The sequence below is a fragment of the Pandoraea capi genome (assembly GCF_902459735.1).
Classification (GTDB): Bacteria; Pseudomonadota; Gammaproteobacteria; order Burkholderiales; family Burkholderiaceae; genus Pandoraea; species Pandoraea capi.
In genome coordinates this window covers 108,118-123,302 of record NZ_CABPRV010000011.1, presented here as the reverse complement: position 1 = coordinate 123,302, position 15,185 = coordinate 108,118, and the positions used below count along the sequence as shown (strand labels likewise).

Below are 15,185 nucleotides of genomic sequence, written 5' to 3'. Positions count from 1 at the left end.
CCTTCCCTTGCCTCCTTTTCCTCAACGGGACAGAGGCTGTTCGAAATGACGACAGGAGACGATCGCTATGGAGAGTTGGCTCAAATCGATGGTCGATGCCATCGGGGGGGTGTTGTCCGGTTACCCGCTTGTCATCGCGTTGCTCGGCGCAGGTCTGTACTTCACTTTGCGGTTCGGCGGCATACAGTTCCGCGCGTTGGCGCACAGCGTTTGCCTGTTGCGTAAGTCGGGCAGCACCGGCGGCATCTCGCCGTTTCAGGCCTTCGCGACAGGGCTGGCGAGTCGTGTCGGTACCGGAAATATCGCCGGGGTTGCCGTCGCGCTGACCATTGGCGGTCCCGGGGCGATTTTCTGGATGTGGATGACGGCGTTGCTCGGTATGGCGTCGGCGTTCGTCGAGTCGACACTCGCGCAAATCTTCAAGGTGCCGCATCGCGATGACACCTTCCGGGGCGGTCCGGCGTACTACATCCAACTCGGCCTCGGATCGCGCAAGTTCGGGATCGTGTTCGCCATCGCACTGCTCTACACATTCGGCTTTGCGCTCAACTCCGTGCAGTCGCACTCGATTGCGGAAGCGCTGGAAGCGTCGTTTGGCTGGGAGCGTCAGTGGATCGGTATCTCACTGGTGTTGCTCACAGCGCCGATCATCTACGGTGGCGTGCGACGTGTCGCACGGATGGCGCAATGGATCGTGCCCGTGATGGCCGTCGCCTATCTGAGCCTTGCAGCGTTCGTCTGCATCGTGCATATCCACGAGATCCCGGACATGATCGCGATGATCTGGCGTCATGCTTTCGGGCTGGAACCTGCGGCGGGTGGCATCGCCGGATATGCCGTCAGTCAGGCCGTGCTGATGGGGGTCAAGCGCGGACTCTTCTCGAACGAGGCCGGCATGGGCAGTGCGCCGAATGCGGCGGCGGTGGCGACGACGAAGCATCCGGTTCAGCAGGGGTTGATGCAGATGCTCGGCGTGTTTTTCGACACGATCGTAGTGTGCTCCGCCACAGCTTTCATGATCCTGCTTTCGGGGCAGTTCGTGCCGGGCGCTGCGCCGGAAGGATCGGTGCTGACACAGCGCGCACTTGCCACGCATTTCGGCGAGTGGGCGGTCGTCTTCACCGGCATTACCGTGTTTTTCCTCGCCTACTCCAGCGTGCTCGGCAATTACGCGTATGCGGAGGTGAACATGGACTACATGACGCAACGCCCCTGGCTGCTCAACATCTTCCGCGCTTTCGTGTTGCTGGCGGTCATGCTCGGCTCGGTTGCGAGCTTGCCGATGGTATGGAGTCTGGCCGATGTCGGCACCGCGTTGATGGCGTTCATCAACCTCGTGGCGATCGGATTGCTGATGAAGTACGCGCGGGTCGCGTGGCACGACTATCAGCGCCAACGTAAGGCGGGTGTCGCGGAGCCCGTCTTCACGCGCGACGCCATGCCGCCCGAACTGCGTGAGCGGTTGCCCAAGGACGTCTGGTGAAGTGAAAAAAGGCCGGTGAGTCATCCTCACCGGCCTATGTACGTCTTGCGTGGCTTAACGCGCTATCGCAAGCGCGTGATGGCGTGACTTACTTGCCACCGACCGTTTCCAGCACGGTCCACTTGCCGTCGACGACCTTGTACAGCGTGATCGAGCCGTACTTCAGGTCACCCTGCGCGTCATAGGCCAGCTCACGCGTGGTCACGCCGGGCATGCTCGTCTTGGCCAGCACCGGCAGGTACTTCACCGGATCCGTCGAGTTGGCCTTCTTCATGGCCGACATCATGGCCATCGCGCCGTCATAGGCATACGGCGAGTACGTTTCCGGACCCGCACCGAACTTGGCCTTGTAGCGCGACTCGTAAGCGGCGCCGCCGGGCATCTTGTCGAGCGGCAGACCCGCCAGCGAAACGACCGAACCGTTGGCGGCGTCGCCGGCGATCTTCAGGAAGGCGTCCGACTTGACCATCTCGCCTGCCATCAGCGTGGCCTTGATGCCCAGTTCGCGCATTTGCTTGGCGAGCGGGCCGGCTTGCGCATCGGCGCCGCCGTAGAACACCACGTCCGGGTTGGAGCGCTTGAGGTTGGTCAGAATGGCGCGGAAGTCCACGGCCTTGTCGTTGGCGAACTCACGGCGCACGATCTTACCGCCGGCAGCCTTCGCGGCCTTCTCGAACTCGTCGGCCAGCCCCTGACCGTACGCAGTGCGGTCGTCGACGATGGCGATGTTCTTGAAGCCCAGCTTCTTGACGGCGAACGTACCGACAACCGAACCCTGCTGGATGTCCGACGTCATCATGCGGAAGGTCGTCTTGAAGCCTTGCTTGGTGTATTCCGGTGCCGTCGCCATGGCGATTTCGGGGATGCCAGCCTGTGCGTAGATGCGCGAGGCGGGAATCGTCGTGCCGGAGTTGAAGTGGCCGAGCATGCCCTTGATGCCGTTGTCGACCAGCTTCTGCGCCACCAGCGAGCCCTGACGCGGGTCAGCCTGATCGTCTTCGGCCTGCAACACGAACTTCACCGGCTTGCCTTCGATGGTCGGCTTGGTGGCGTTGTACTCGTCGACAGCCAGCTGGATGCCGTTCTGCATGTCCTTGCCGTAGTGGGCCTGAGCGCCCGTGAGCGGTGCGGCAAAACCCAGCTTCACTTCCTGCGCCTGTTGCGCATTGGCTGCGCCGGACGCGACCAACCCGGCAAGCAGTCCCGCGACTGCGACGGCGCTAGCCGTAAGCTTCGATTGCATCAACCCTCTCCTTGCATGTGTTTGTCGTTGAGTGGCGTGTCTGCGGGATCGCCGCGGCACGCCTTTCTTGAAACGTCGTCATTACCAGGCCGGTTGACCCGGGACGGCATTCATCGCAATCAAACGCAAAATGCGTCCGACGCGGCAGTATTGGATGGCTGCTCGCGCCGGTCAAGAGGGAGAAATTCCGATAGAAGGTGCTACCGGGTTATGGCGACGGTTGCGCCGCCGGGGCCTGGGTGCCACCCGACCCGCCTACCGCATCGGTGTCGGACGTCTTGCCGTCGCGGATTTCCTGCAACCGGGTCTCGGCGGCGGCGTAGCGGGCCAGCACGGCGGCGCTCGGTGCGCGGTCCAGTCGACTTACGACGAACAGCGCCAGCCCGCCCAACGTGAAGCCCGGCACGATCTCGTAGAGGTCGAACCAGCCGAACTGCTTCCAGATCAGTACCGTTGCCGCGCCCACGACAATGCCCGCGAGCGCGCCGTTGCGCGTGACGCGCGGCCACAGCAGCGTGGCGAGTACCAACGGACCGAACGCGGCGCCGAAGCCCGCCCACGCGTAGCTCACCATGCCGAGCACACGGCTTTCCGGGTCGAGCGCGAGCAGCACGGCGATCACGGCCACGGCCAGCACCATCGTCCGACCGATCCACACGAGGCGCCGCTGACTCACCGGGCCGCGCGCGAACGTCTTGTACAGGTCTTCCGTCAGCGCGCTGGAGCACACCAGCAATTGGCAGGACAAGGTGCTCATCACCGCCGCGAGGATGGCCGCGAGCAGCACGCCAGCGAGCCACGGCGTGAAGAGTTGCTGCGTCAGCGCGATGAAGATCGTTTCCGAGTTGGCGTTCACGCCGGCGCCGAGTTCCGGGCGTGCGCTGTAGAACGCCAGTCCGAAAAAGCCCACGGCGACGGCGCCGGTCAGGCACAGCACCATCCATGTCATGCAGATGCGGCGTGCCTTCGGAATCGCGGCGGCCGAGCGCGCGGCCATGAAGCGAACGAGGATGTGCGGCTGGCCGAAGTAGCCGAGGCCCCACGCGAGCAGCGACAGCACGCCGACGGGGGCGAGGTCGCCGAGCAGGTCCGTGTGGGCCGGGTGGACGGCGGTCACGGCGTCGATGGCGATAAACGGACCGCCGTCGATGGTGATCACGGCAATCGGCGTGACGACCAGCGCCGCGAACATCAGCGACGCCTGCACCGTGTCCGTCCAGCTAACCGCCAGAAAGCCGCCGATGAAAACGTACGCGATGGTGGCCACGGCGCCGATCCACAGCGCGGTGTGATAGTCGAGGCCGAACATCGTCTCGAACAGACGGGCGCCGGCCACGACGCCCGACGCGCAGTAGATCGTGAAGAAGATGAGAATCACGAGCGCCGTGACGATGCGCAGCACATGGCTACGGTCGTCGAAGCGTTGCGTCAGATACTCGGGCAGCGTGAGCGCATTGCCGCAGACTTCGGTGTGCACACGCAGCCGTGCGGCCACGAGACGCCAGTTGGCCCACGCACCGATCGCCAGACCGATGGCGATCCACACGCCGGACAGACCGCCTACGTAGATGGCGCCGGGCAGGCCGAGCAGCAGCCAGCCGCTCATGTCGGACGCCCCGGCGGAGAGCGCAGTGACGAAGCTGCCGAGGCGGCGTCCGCCGAGGATGTAGTCGGACAGATTGTTGGTGGAGCGGTAACCGAGCCAGCCGATGACCAGCATCAATATCAAATAGACGGTGAACGACACCGCCGTGGGGTTCCAAACAGACACGTTGGACATGTTGCCTCCTTGTACGGCGCACAAGCGCGTCGCGCCTCTTCCGGCATGACGAAAGGGGTGCTACGCGTACTGACGGCCGCGGTGGCCGGCGATACGTGTCGCCGGCACGGGTTAACCGCGCTGAAGCGGTGAGACGCGTTATATGTCGGGGGCGGGCGCGACGATACCCCGAAATCGCTCAAATTGCGCATCTACGCATTTAGCGGTGCGTCACTGGTGCATCCGGAAATGTGACGCCAAACATTCCCCGCAGTGCGCCGCATAACCGCGCGATTCGTTGCGGGACGATCGTCGACGAAGCGGTGACTGGGCGCGGGAAGGCGGAGGAGAAGTTGGTAAATCCGGGGGAGGCGGGCGCGGCGGGGTTGCCGGGGAGAGGCAGAGGCGAAGTGGTGAGAGGGGACGAGAAGCGCGAGAGTAGCGGGAGAGAAGCGGACGAGAAGCGGGCGAGAAGCGGAGGAAACGCGAAGACGAACGAAGAAGACGTAGGCGAGTGGGCCGCCAGATTTAGGACGAATCCGGGAGGAGACGTCGCTAAATCCGGCGGACGACCTGCGATTAGCCGATGGTCATGAGGTTGGCATTACCGCCCGCTGCGGCCGTATTGACGGACACCGAGCGTTCGCACAACAGACGCTCCAGCGCGTAGTCGTCGCCAGCGGCCAGAGCTTCCGGCGCCAGACCCTGCATCGAGAGGATGGGGCCGTTGCGCGTTGCGATGCGACGGTTCAGCGCGCGCAGTTCGTCGCTATCGCCTTCGAACAGCACGGCGGCGAGGGCGGCTTCGCTGGCGGCGTCCACCCCGGCAGCGAGCACCGACGCCCGGCCCTTGAGGGCGGCGGGCAACGCACTCACCAGTTCGCGGGTGGCAGCGCTCTCCGCGAACACGGCGTTGTTACCCGTGGCCAGCACGGCGGCCAGTTGCGTGCGTGCGCCGAGCGCCGTCGCTGCCACACACAGCACTGGGCCACGCGGCTCCAGACCATACGTGTTGCGCTCGCCGGTCGGACCCGGCAGCACCGCCGTGGCGTCGAGGGCAGACGTCGCCAGATAGCGGTCGACGCGATCGATCGCGGCGGCGCTCTCCGGTTGCTGACGCAGCCAGTCGCGATAGCTCACCAGCGGCGAGAGCGCGGCTTCGTTGCGATTCAGTTCCGGGGCGAGTGCCGCCGGACGCGTTGCCAGCAGACGCGGCAGATACATCGGACCCCCGGCCTTCGGACCCGTGCCGGAGAGGCCTTCGCCGCCGAACGGCTGCACGCCGACCACGGCGCCGATCACGTTACGGTTCACGTAGACGTTACCGACATGCGCCCGCTCCGTCACGTAGGCGATGGTCTCGTCGATACGCGTATGCACGCCGAACGTCAGGCCATAGCCGGTGCCGTTGATCTGATCGAGCAACTTGTCGAGCTGCGCGCGCTTGAAGCGGATCACGTGCAACACCGGGCCGAAGACTTCGCGTTGCAGCGCCTTCAGGTCGGTCAGCTCGATGAGCGTCGGCGGCACGAAGGTGCCATGACGGGCGGCGTCCGGCAGCGTCAGTTGCTCGACCGGGAAGCCCTTGCCGCGCATCTGTTCGATGTGACGGTTGATGCCGTTCTGCGCCTCGGCGTCGATCACCGGACCGACGTCGATCGACAGACGGTCCGGGTTGCCGATGGCCAGCTCCTGCATCGCGCCCTTGAGCATGTGCAGCGTCTTGTCGGCGATGTCGTCTTGCAGGCACAGCACGCGCAGTGCCGAGCAGCGCTGACCCGCCGAATCGAAAGCGGAAGCGAGCACGTCGTACACGACCTGTTCGGGCAGCGCCGACGAGTCCACGATCATCGCGTTCTGGCCACCGGTCTCGGCGATCAGCGGAATCGGACGACCGTTGGCGTCCAGACGATCGGCCAGCGTGCGCGCGATGATGCGTGCGACTTCGGTCGAGCCGGTAAACATCACGGCCTTGGTGCGGGCGTCGGCGACCAGCGCGGCGCCCACGGTTTCGCCCGTGCCCGGCAGCAGTTGCAGCGCGCCGGACGGAATGCCTGCGGCCTGCATCAGACGCACGGCTTCGGCTGCGATGAGCGGCGTTTGCTCGGCAGGCTTCGCGATGACCGGGTTGCCTGCGGCCAGCGCGGCGGCGACCTGACCGACGAAGATGGCGAGCGGGAAATTCCACGGGCTGATGCAAAGCACCGGGCCAAGCGGGCGGTGGGTGTCGTTGGAGAAGCCCTGACGGATCTGCGCGGCGTAGTAGCGCAGGAAGTCGACGGCCTCGCGCACTTCGGCCACGGCGTTCGGCAACGACTTGCCGGCTTCGCGCACGCACAGCCCCATCAGCGTGGGCATGTGGGCTTCGAGCAGATCGGCGCCGCGCATCAGGCAGTCGGCACGCTCTTCGACCGGCGTGGCTTGCCAGATCGGGGCAGCGGCCACGGCGTGCGCGAGTGCGGCTTCGACGTCGGCGGACGTCGCTTCGATGACCTGACCCACGATGTCGCGCAGATCGGCCGGGTTACGCACAGCACGCGGCGTGCTTTCGGTACGTTCGCCGTCGGCCAGCATCGGAGCGGCGCGCCACGGCGTGCCGGCGCTGGCCAGCAAGGCCGACGACAACGACGCGAGGCGGTGTTCGTTCGAGAGATCGAAGCCCGACGAGTTGGCGCGCGATACGCCGTACAGGTCACGCGGCAGCGGAATCTTGGCGTGCGGCGCGCCGAGCGGTTGCACCTTCTCGGCTTCCGAAATCGGGTCGGCGATCAGTTCGTCGACGCTGACGGTCTCGTCGGCGATGCGGTTCACGAACGACGTGTTGGCGCCGTTTTCCAGCAGACGTCGCACGAGGTAAGCGAGCAGCGTTTCATGCGTGCCGACCGGTGCGTACACACGGCACGGGCGCGCCAGCTTGCCTGCGGCGATCGGCCCAACGACTTCCTCGTACAGCGGTTCGCCCATGCCGTGAAGGCATTGGAACTCGTACTGACCGGGGTAGTAGTTGTTGCCTGCGAGGTGATAGATCGCGGAGAGCGTGTAGGCGTTGTGCGTGGCGAATTGCGGGTAGATGGCATCCGGCACGGCCAGCAGCTTCTTCGCGCAGGCGAGGTATGAGACATCCGTATAGATCTTGCGCGTGTAGACCGGATAGCCTTCCAGGCCGTCGACCTGCGCACGCTTGATTTCCGTATCCCAGTAAGCGCCCTTGACCAGACGCACCATGATGCGGTGACGGCTGCGACGCGCCAGATCGATGATGAAGTCGATCACGAACGGGCAGCGCTTCTGATACGCCTGCACCACGAAACCGATACCGTTCCAGCCGGCCAGTTCCGGGTCGAAGCACAGGGCTTCGAGCAGATCGAGCGAGATTTCGAGGCGGTCGGCTTCTTCGGCGTCGATGTTCAGGCCGATGTCATACGAGCGGGCCAGCTTGGCGAGCGACTGCACGCGCGGCAGCAGTTCCGAGACGGTGCGCTCGTGCTGGCTGCGCGAGTAGCGTGGGTGCAGCGCCGAGAGCTTGATCGAGATGCCGGGGCCTTCATAGATGCCGCGACCGGCCGAGGCCTTGCCGATAGCGTGGATGGCCTGCTCGTAGCTCGCGTAGTAGCGCTGCGCGTCTTCTTCGGTCGTCGCCGCTTCGCCGAGCATGTCGTACGAATAGCGGAAGCCCTGCGCTTCGTACTTGCGGCTGTTGGCCAGCGCTTCGGAAATGGTTTCACCCGTGACGAACTGTTCGCCCATCAGACGCATGGCGATGTCCACGCCCTTGCGGATCAGCGGTTCGCCGCCACGGCCGATCAGGCGCGTGAGGGCCTTCGTGAGACCGGCTTCGCTGGTGGTGGTGACGAGCTTGCCGGTGATCATCAGGCCCCAGGTGGCGGCGTTGACGAACATCGACGGCGAGTTGCCCATGTGGGCGTGCCAGTCGCCCTTGCTGATCTTGTCGCGAATCAGGGCGTCGCGCGTGGCCTTGTCGGGAATGCGCAGCAGCGCTTCGGCCAGACACATCAGTGCCACGCCTTCCTGGCTGGACAGCGAGAACTCGTGAATCAGTCCCTCGACACCCCCGCCGGTGCTCTTGCCGCGCAGGGCGACGACGAGCTTGCGTGCGAGGTCCGATGCCAGCGTAGCCGTGGCCGGTGCGAGCTTCGCCTGACCGACCAGCACGGGCACGCACTCCGGCTCGGGACGGCGGTACGCCGCCGTGATCGCCGCACGCAGCACCGATTGCGGTTGCACGTTCTGGGCGAATTCGAGGAACGGGTGCGGCACGGTGTCGTCGCCGGCATGGCCGTCGATCACCTCGGTACCCGACTGGGTTGCACCACTGAGTTCAGGGGGCAGCGCGCCGCTCTCGATGCGCTCCAGATAGGCGAAGATGGCCTGTTTGATGAGCCAGTGCGGGGTGCGCTCGATTTGCTGGGCAGCCGTCTTGAGCCGCGTGCGCAGGATGTCGTCGACTTTGACGCCGAGGGTGGTGTTAGCCATGAGAGGGTTACCTGATGACGCAAAAACGTGACACCCATAGCGGGTGAATTGCGGCATCGTAACCGGGTTTCGAAAGAGGTGCAACCAGAGTCAAAAATGCGGTTGCACCGACGGGGTCGCTTTGGGGTTGCGCCCTTTGCGCGGCTACTTCTGGTCGCTGCCGTACGCCTTGCCGAGGTACTCGGAAATCAGCTTGACCTGATCTTCGGGAATCGGCGCGCCGTAGACCTTCACCATCTTCGTGACTTCGGCGCTCCAGAAGGCCGACGGCATTGGCGGCTGCGAGTTGATGTAGTCCACCGAGTGGCACATCACGCACCAGGCGCTGGCCGCCTGATGGCCCGCGAGCGTCGAGGCCTTGAGCTGCGCCGTTTCCTGCGGCAGCTTGATGTCGAGTGCGTGGGCAGGTGTTCCTGCCAATATACCTGCCAATACGCCGGCCAGACCGAGCGCCCGCGCTGCTGCGCGCGTCAGATCACGCGTGAATTTCGGATTTTTCATGATCGTCCCCCGCCTTAAGCCGCAACCACGCGTACGGATTCCACGCCGTTACGCAGATAGCCCGCCGGATTCCACAACGATTGCAGCGGTTGTGTCACCCCGGCGCGATTCGTCGCCCTGACTTTCAGGACGTACTCGCCGGCCTGCGGTGGCGTGAACGACGCCGTCCACTCGCGAAACGAATACTTCGACAACTCGCTGCCCAGCTTCGCGGCCTGCCACGTCTGGCCGCCGTCGGCGGAGAACTGCACGTCGCGAATCCCTTCACCGCCGTCGAACGCAATGCCTCGCACCCGCATCGCGCGGCCCGCCGCGACTTGCTGACCGTCGCTGTGGCTGGTGACGAAGGAGCGCACGGTGAAGCGCCCGATCGGTTTCGTCTTTTCCGGCGCTTTGCCCGGCTCGACGCAGTTGCAGTCGTTATCCGGAATGCGATAGGCCGTGGCCATCCAGAAGCCATCGAAAACTTTGTCGATGACGTTGATGTCGGCCAGATGCTTTACCCAATAGGTACCGTAGTAGCCGGGTACGACCAGCCGCACCGGAAAGCCGTTGAGCATCGGTAAATCCTTACCGTTCATGGCGAAGGCGACCATCACTTCGCCGTCCATCGCGTGATCGAGGTCGAGGGCCTTCACGAACTCGGGGGTGGCAGGGACGATGGGCCGGTCGAGGCCTTCGAACGTGACTTGCTTCGCCCCGGCCGACACGCCCGCCCGCTCGAGAATGCGCTTGAGCGGTATGCCGCGCCACCGCGCGTTGCCCATCGCCCCGTTGGCGATCTGTCCGCCGCCCACACGCGGCTCGAAGAATCCCCGGCTGTTGCCCGAACACTGGTGCACGGCAACGATTTCCACGGGCGGGCCGAAGTCCTTCTTCAGCGACGCGAGCGAGATGTCGAGCGGCTTGGCGACGCTGCCGCCCACGCGGATGCGATGTTTCGCCGGATCGATGTCGGTCGGAATCCCGGCGAGGTGATAGCGCACGAAGAACGCATCGTTTGGCGTGATCAGGCCGTCGTTGAAGACTTCGAAGGGGGTTTCCAGTTGCGGCGGACGTGCCGTGAGCCGGATCAGCGGGCGCTTTTGCGGATACGCCACGAGTTCGCGCTCGCCGTTCGCGAAGGGCAGCGTGACCGTTTGCGGCGCGGCGGTTGCCGCGAGTGCGTCGAGGGCGCGTCCCGCGAGGCTGGCGCCGATACCTAGCGCACCGGCACGGCGCAGAAAGCGACGCCGCGAGACTTCCGCCGTGGCGGTTTCGAGCGGCGATTCGGAAAACGCGTATTCGGGAGGAACGAGAGGGGATGTAACAGCTTGCGGCGCCGTGGGGGCGGCGCTTCGGTCGTGCGACTTCATCGGATGTCTCCTGTAGGACGAACTTATCTTGCAGATGACGTGAACCGTTCGACGTGCAGCGTTCTTCTTATCGTGGGGTTACGGCTGCATCGTCGGAGATTCTTCCGATGTTGTCAAATTTTCGGAACGTTATATACCGTTTTATATTTCGAGAGGGTCGACTTCGAGATGCCAGCGCACGGGGGCCTTGAGCCCGCGCAGTTCGCTCATCCATTGCGTGAGGAAACGCTGGAGCGCCCCGCGATGCGGACTTTCGACCACCAGTTGGGCGCGGTCGGTGCCGGCGATCCGGACCATCGTCATCGGCACCGGGTCCCACAGCGAGATACGCGAGTCGTGCAACGCCGGCGTCGCGGCGATCTCGCGGGCTTGTTTGAGGAACGTCATGGCGTCGTCGAGCTTGCGGGCTTCAGCACGCAACAACGCCTGATGCGTATATGGCGGCAGCAGGGCGACACGACGCTCTTCCAGTTGCTGCGCCGCGAAGCCTGCGTAGTCATGACGCATGAGCGACGCGAACAGCGGGTGTGAGGCGTAGCGCGTCTGAATCAGCACGTCGCCGGGGCCATCGGCGCGTGCTGCGCGTCCGGCGCGCCCGGCCACCTGCATCAACTGGGCGAAGAGACGTTCGGCCGCGCGGAAATCGTGGGAAAAGAGGGCGCTGTCGGCGTTGACCACGCCCACGAGCGTGACGTTACGGAAATCGTGTCCCTTGGCCACCATCTGCGTGCCGATCAGGATGTCGACTTCGCCCGCGTGCACCTGCGCGAAAAGCGCCTGAGCGCTGCCTTTACGACGGGTGCTGTCGGCGTCGATACGCGCGAGCCGCGCGTCGGGGAAGTGCTCGGCGAGGGCTTCTTCGATGCGTTGCGTGCCGCGTCCGAGCGGGGCGAGGTCGAGGTTGCCGCAGTCGGGACACGCGTGAGGAATGCGCGCCTCGGCGCCACAGTGATGGCAGCGCAGCCGCCGCTCGGGCTTGTGCAGCACCATGTGTGCGCTGCATCGGCGGCAATCGCTGATCCAGCCGCAGGCGTCGCAGTTGAGCACCGGCGCGTAACCACGGCGATTGAGGAACAGCAGGCTTTGTTCGCCGGCTTCCAGTCGTGCGCGGATCGCGGCGAGCAGTGGCTGCGAGAGCCCTTCGTGCACCACGCGTTGCCGCTTGCGTTCGATCTCCATGTCGATGAGCGACACGCGCGGCAGCACGGCGTCGGGCGTGGCGCGCTCGGGCATGGCGAGACGCACGTAGCGGCCCTGTTCGGCGCGGTTCCAACTGTCGAGCGAGGGGGTGGCCGAGCCGAGCACGACCGGAATGCGCAGCCGGTTCGCGCGCCAGATGGCAAGGTCGCGGGCCGAATAGCGCAGACCTTCCTGTTGCTTATAGGACGGGTCGTGCTCTTCGTCGACGACGATGAGACGCAGGTGCGGCATCGACGCCATCACGGCCAGACGCGTCCCGAGCACGATCCGCGCTTCGCCGCGATGCGCGGCCAGCCAGTGCCGCGCGCGTTCGCCCTCGGCCAGCCCGCTGTGCAGCGTGACAAGGGTCTCGTCGGGGAAGCGCGCACGGAAGACGCCTTCGAGTTGCGGCGTCAGATTGATTTCCGGGACGAGCACGAGCACCTGGGCGTCTCGCGACGCTCGCGTGTGCAGCGCTTCGGCCACGGCGCGCAAATAGACTTCCGTCTTGCCGCTGCCGGTCACGCCATAGAGCAGGAAGGGTGCGCACGCCGGTGTGTCCTTGTCCGGCTCGGCACCCGGCGATTCGAGCGACTGAGCGCCTGCCGCGAGCAGAGCGTCATGGATGGCGGCGACGGCGTCGGCTTGTCCTGTCGTCAGCGTTTTCGTCTCGTTCGTGCCGCTGAGGGTGGCATTGCTGTCGTCCGGCACATCGGCCATGCCGTCGACGGATGCTGCTGGTTCGTCATCCTCACCGGTGTCGTCTGCGTCCCGAACGGCTTCATGAAACGGCACTGTCTCGACGACGACCCAGCCGGCGGCGGCCCATTGCTTGAGCACGTCCGCCGCCTTCGAGCACAGGGCGCGGGCTTCGTCGGCATCGAGTGTGCCTGCCTGTGCGAGTCCTTCGGCGAGTCGGCGCTGTGCCCGCAGACGGGCGGGCACGTTCTCCATCAACGTGCCAAGCGCGCCGTCGGCGATCCGGTAGCGCTGCACGCCGCGTTGGGCGAGCAGTCGCGGCCAGCGCATCGGCGTGCGCAGATGGCCGGGGATGGCAGGCAATGCGACTTCACCAACGCCGCGCTGATAGTAACGTGACGCGAATTGCATCAGGTCGCGCCAATCGTCGCCGAGCGGGGGCAATTCGTGCCAGACGGATGTCACTTCCCGCAGCTTTTTCGGGTCGACTTCGCTGCGCTGCGTCAATTCCCAGACAACGCCCACGGCCTGTCGCCGTCCGAACGGGACTTGCACCAGTTGGCCGGGGCTCGCGGCCTGATCGAGACGGTAATCGAAGAGGGTGAGCAGCGGCGTGTCGAGCGCGACACGTGCGATGGCGGGTGCCGGGCCGCGCGGCCCGGTCACCGGGAACAGCGTGTCGTGCGCGTCGTCGGACGAAGCGGTTGACGCAGGAGCGGAGAGATCGTCGGCGCGGGTCAAACTTAAAGTGAATCCTGAGAAGTGCCGGTAAACCCCGGATTTGAGTCGGCTTTCCAGTGCGTTCGAATCGCTTGTGGATAACTATGTTGAGAACTGTGGGGATTCTCTCCCGTCAGCCTCGTCGCACGGTCTTTGCGTCGCGCGGCGTCCCGACTTTGCCAGATTCAAAAATGCTTTTTGATCAATAGCTTATGAATGACGTCGACGACCCCTTCCATTCGTCTCTCACTTGCGGCGGCGCAGCGAGAATTTGTGCATAAGTCTTCGGGACAACTCCGAAAATTGGAGGGGTTATTCGACCGCTTTTCGCTTGACATTCCCTGCTTGAAACGGCGGTTGGGTTTGCAGAGCGAAATGCCCCGCGAACCCGCATCACCGCTTGTGCGGGGAAGTGCCGACGACTATCCACGCCTGTTTTACGCCGTTTGGCGAAGCTTCCGGCTATAGCTGTGAACCTCGTCGACGAGTGCCGCGACGTGTTCCGGGTTGGTGAACTGCGAGATGCCGTGCCCGAGGTTGAATACGTGACCCGGCGCATTACCGTACGCGTCGAGCAGACGTCGCACTTCAGTGCGGATGGCGTCGGGGGCCGCAAACAGCGCGGTCGGATCGAAATTGCCTTGCAGTGCACAACGATCGCCCACGCGACGACGTGCTGCGGCGAGATCCACGGTCCAGTCGAGCCCGATGGCATCGGGACCCGTGTCGGCGATGGCTTCGAGCCACTGGCCGCCGCCCTTGGTGAAGACGATGCGCGGAATGCGTACGCCATTCCACTCGCGATGCACGCCTTCGAGCGCCTGCTTCATGTACGCCAGCGAGAAGCGCTGATACAGACCGTCGGCCAGTGCGCCGCCCCAGGTGTCGAACACCATGATGGCTTGCGCACCCGCTTCGATCTGCGCATTCAGATAGGCGGCAACGGCACGCGCGTTCGTCTCGAGAATGTGCGTCATCAGGTCGGGACGCTCATACATCATCGTCTTGACGGTACGGAAGTCGGCCGACCCGGCGCCCTCGACCATGTAGCACGCGAGTGTCCACGGGCTGCCTGAGAAGCCGATGAGCGGCACGCGGCCGTTCAGTGCGCGTCGGATTTCGGCGACGGCGTCGAACACGTAGCGCAGGCTGTCGAGGTCGGGGGCACGCAGGCGGCGCACGTCGTCTTCGGTGCGCAGCGGATGCGCGAAGCGCGGGCCTTCGCCGGCTTCGAACGACAGGCCGAGGCCCATGGCGTCGGGAATGGTGAGAATGTCCGAGAACAGAATCGCGGCGTCGAGCGGAAAGCGTTCGAGCGGTTGAAGCGTCACTTCGGTGGCGTAGGCGGGATTCTTCGCCAGCGCGAGGAAGCTACCGGCCTTGGCGCGGGTCGCGTTGTATTCGGGCAGGTACCGGCCCGCCTGGCGCATCAGCCAGATCGGCGTGTACTCGGTCGGCTGGCGCAGCAGCGCGCGCAGGAAAGTATCGTTTTGCAGAGCTTGGGACACGTCGCAGCGGTGGTAGGAAGGGGTTGGGCAAGCGGCCATTTTACTCGGGTATCCCGGGGCCGGTCGCGTGGCGGGCTGTTATGCCGCAGATAAGTGCTGGCATCGGGCTTGAACCGGGCAGTGAATCCTGAGCCCGGCGCTCGGAAACTTCTCATTTTTGCGACGGTTGGCGCGGGCGCGGCCGGACAGTAGTATGAAGGTCCACGAGTCGCGTCAGACGGCTCGGAACGTCAGGGCGTCACCA

The 15,185-nt window shown here is 64.9% G+C and carries 8 protein-coding genes; 1 reads left to right on the top strand and 7 read right to left on the bottom strand.

The genetic code is table 11. From position 1 onward, the window contains the following. Nucleotides 1–67 precede the first annotated feature (67 nt). The gene (locus PCA20602_RS20630) at nucleotides 68–1,483 is read left to right on the top strand and encodes an alanine/glycine:cation symporter family protein (RefSeq protein WP_150722791.1); all 1,416 of its coding nucleotides are present in this window, start codon (nucleotides 68–70) and stop codon (nucleotides 1,481–1,483) included. Nucleotides 1,484–1,571: 88 nt separating this feature from the next. Here the strand turns inward: PCA20602_RS20630 and PCA20602_RS20625 are convergent, their stop codons facing one another. The 7 genes from PCA20602_RS20625 to hemE all read right to left on the bottom strand — a co-directional run bounded on the left by PCA20602_RS20625 (nucleotide 1,572) and on the right by hemE (nucleotide 14,941). Beyond that, nucleotides 1,572–2,726, bottom strand: a complete 1,155-nt coding sequence (locus PCA20602_RS20625; RefSeq protein WP_150722790.1) for a branched-chain amino acid ABC transporter substrate-binding protein — start codon at nucleotides 2,724–2,726, stop codon at nucleotides 1,572–1,574. A gap of 208 nt (nucleotides 2,727–2,934) precedes the next feature. Next, entirely contained in the window at nucleotides 2,935–4,506 is a 1,572-nt protein-coding gene (gene putP, locus PCA20602_RS20620) for a sodium/proline symporter PutP (RefSeq protein WP_150722789.1), read from the bottom strand. 558 nt (nucleotides 4,507–5,064) lie between these two features. Then, nucleotides 5,065–8,979: a trifunctional transcriptional regulator/proline dehydrogenase/L-glutamate gamma-semialdehyde dehydrogenase gene (gene putA, locus PCA20602_RS20615; protein WP_150722788.1), complete on the bottom strand. Its 3,915-nt coding sequence runs from the start codon at nucleotides 8,977–8,979 to the stop codon at nucleotides 5,065–5,067. Nucleotides 8,980–9,123: 144 nt separating this feature from the next. Further along, entirely contained in the window at nucleotides 9,124–9,480 is a 357-nt protein-coding gene (sorB, locus tag PCA20602_RS20610) for a SorB family sulfite dehydrogenase c-type cytochrome subunit (RefSeq protein ID WP_174981385.1), read from the bottom strand. Between the two features lie 14 nt (nucleotides 9,481–9,494). Beyond that, the gene (gene sorA / locus PCA20602_RS20605) at nucleotides 9,495–10,835 is read right to left on the bottom strand and encodes a SorA family sulfite dehydrogenase catalytic subunit (protein ID WP_246182262.1); all 1,341 of its coding nucleotides are present in this window, start codon (nucleotides 10,833–10,835) and stop codon (nucleotides 9,495–9,497) included. A gap of 141 nt (nucleotides 10,836–10,976) precedes the next feature. After that, on the bottom strand, nucleotides 10,977–13,379 hold the full coding sequence (locus tag PCA20602_RS20600) for a primosomal protein N' (RefSeq protein WP_425495696.1): 2,403 nt from the start codon (nucleotides 13,377–13,379) through the stop codon (nucleotides 10,977–10,979). Nucleotides 13,380–13,870: 491 nt separating this feature from the next. Then, a complete protein-coding gene (gene hemE / locus PCA20602_RS20595; RefSeq protein ID WP_281354666.1) occupies nucleotides 13,871–14,941 on the bottom strand; it encodes a uroporphyrinogen decarboxylase in 1,071 nt (356 codons plus the stop codon). Between the last annotated feature and the right edge of the window lie 244 nt (nucleotides 14,942–15,185).

What these genes read in the sequence shown, in the direction of transcription:
- PCA20602_RS20630 (WP_150722791.1), top strand. Translation starts at nt 68, where the DNA reads ATGGAGAGTTGGCTCAAATCGATGGTCGATGCCATCGGGGGGGTGTTG.
- PCA20602_RS20625 (WP_150722790.1), bottom strand. Translation starts at nt 2,726, where the DNA reads ATGCAATCGAAGCTTACGGCTAGCGCCGTCGCAGTCGCGGGACTGCTT.
- putP (WP_150722789.1), bottom strand. Translation starts at nt 4,506, where the DNA reads ATGTCCAACGTGTCTGTTTGGAACCCCACGGCGGTGTCGTTCACCGTC.
- putA (WP_150722788.1), bottom strand. Translation starts at nt 8,979, where the DNA reads ATGGCTAACACCACCCTCGGCGTCAAAGTCGACGACATCCTGCGCACG.
- sorB (WP_174981385.1), bottom strand. Translation starts at nt 9,480, where the DNA reads ATGAAAAATCCGAAATTCACGCGTGATCTGACGCGCGCAGCAGCGCGG.
- sorA (WP_246182262.1), bottom strand. Translation starts at nt 10,835, where the DNA reads ATGAAGTCGCACGACCGAAGCGCCGCCCCCACGGCGCCGCAAGCTGTT.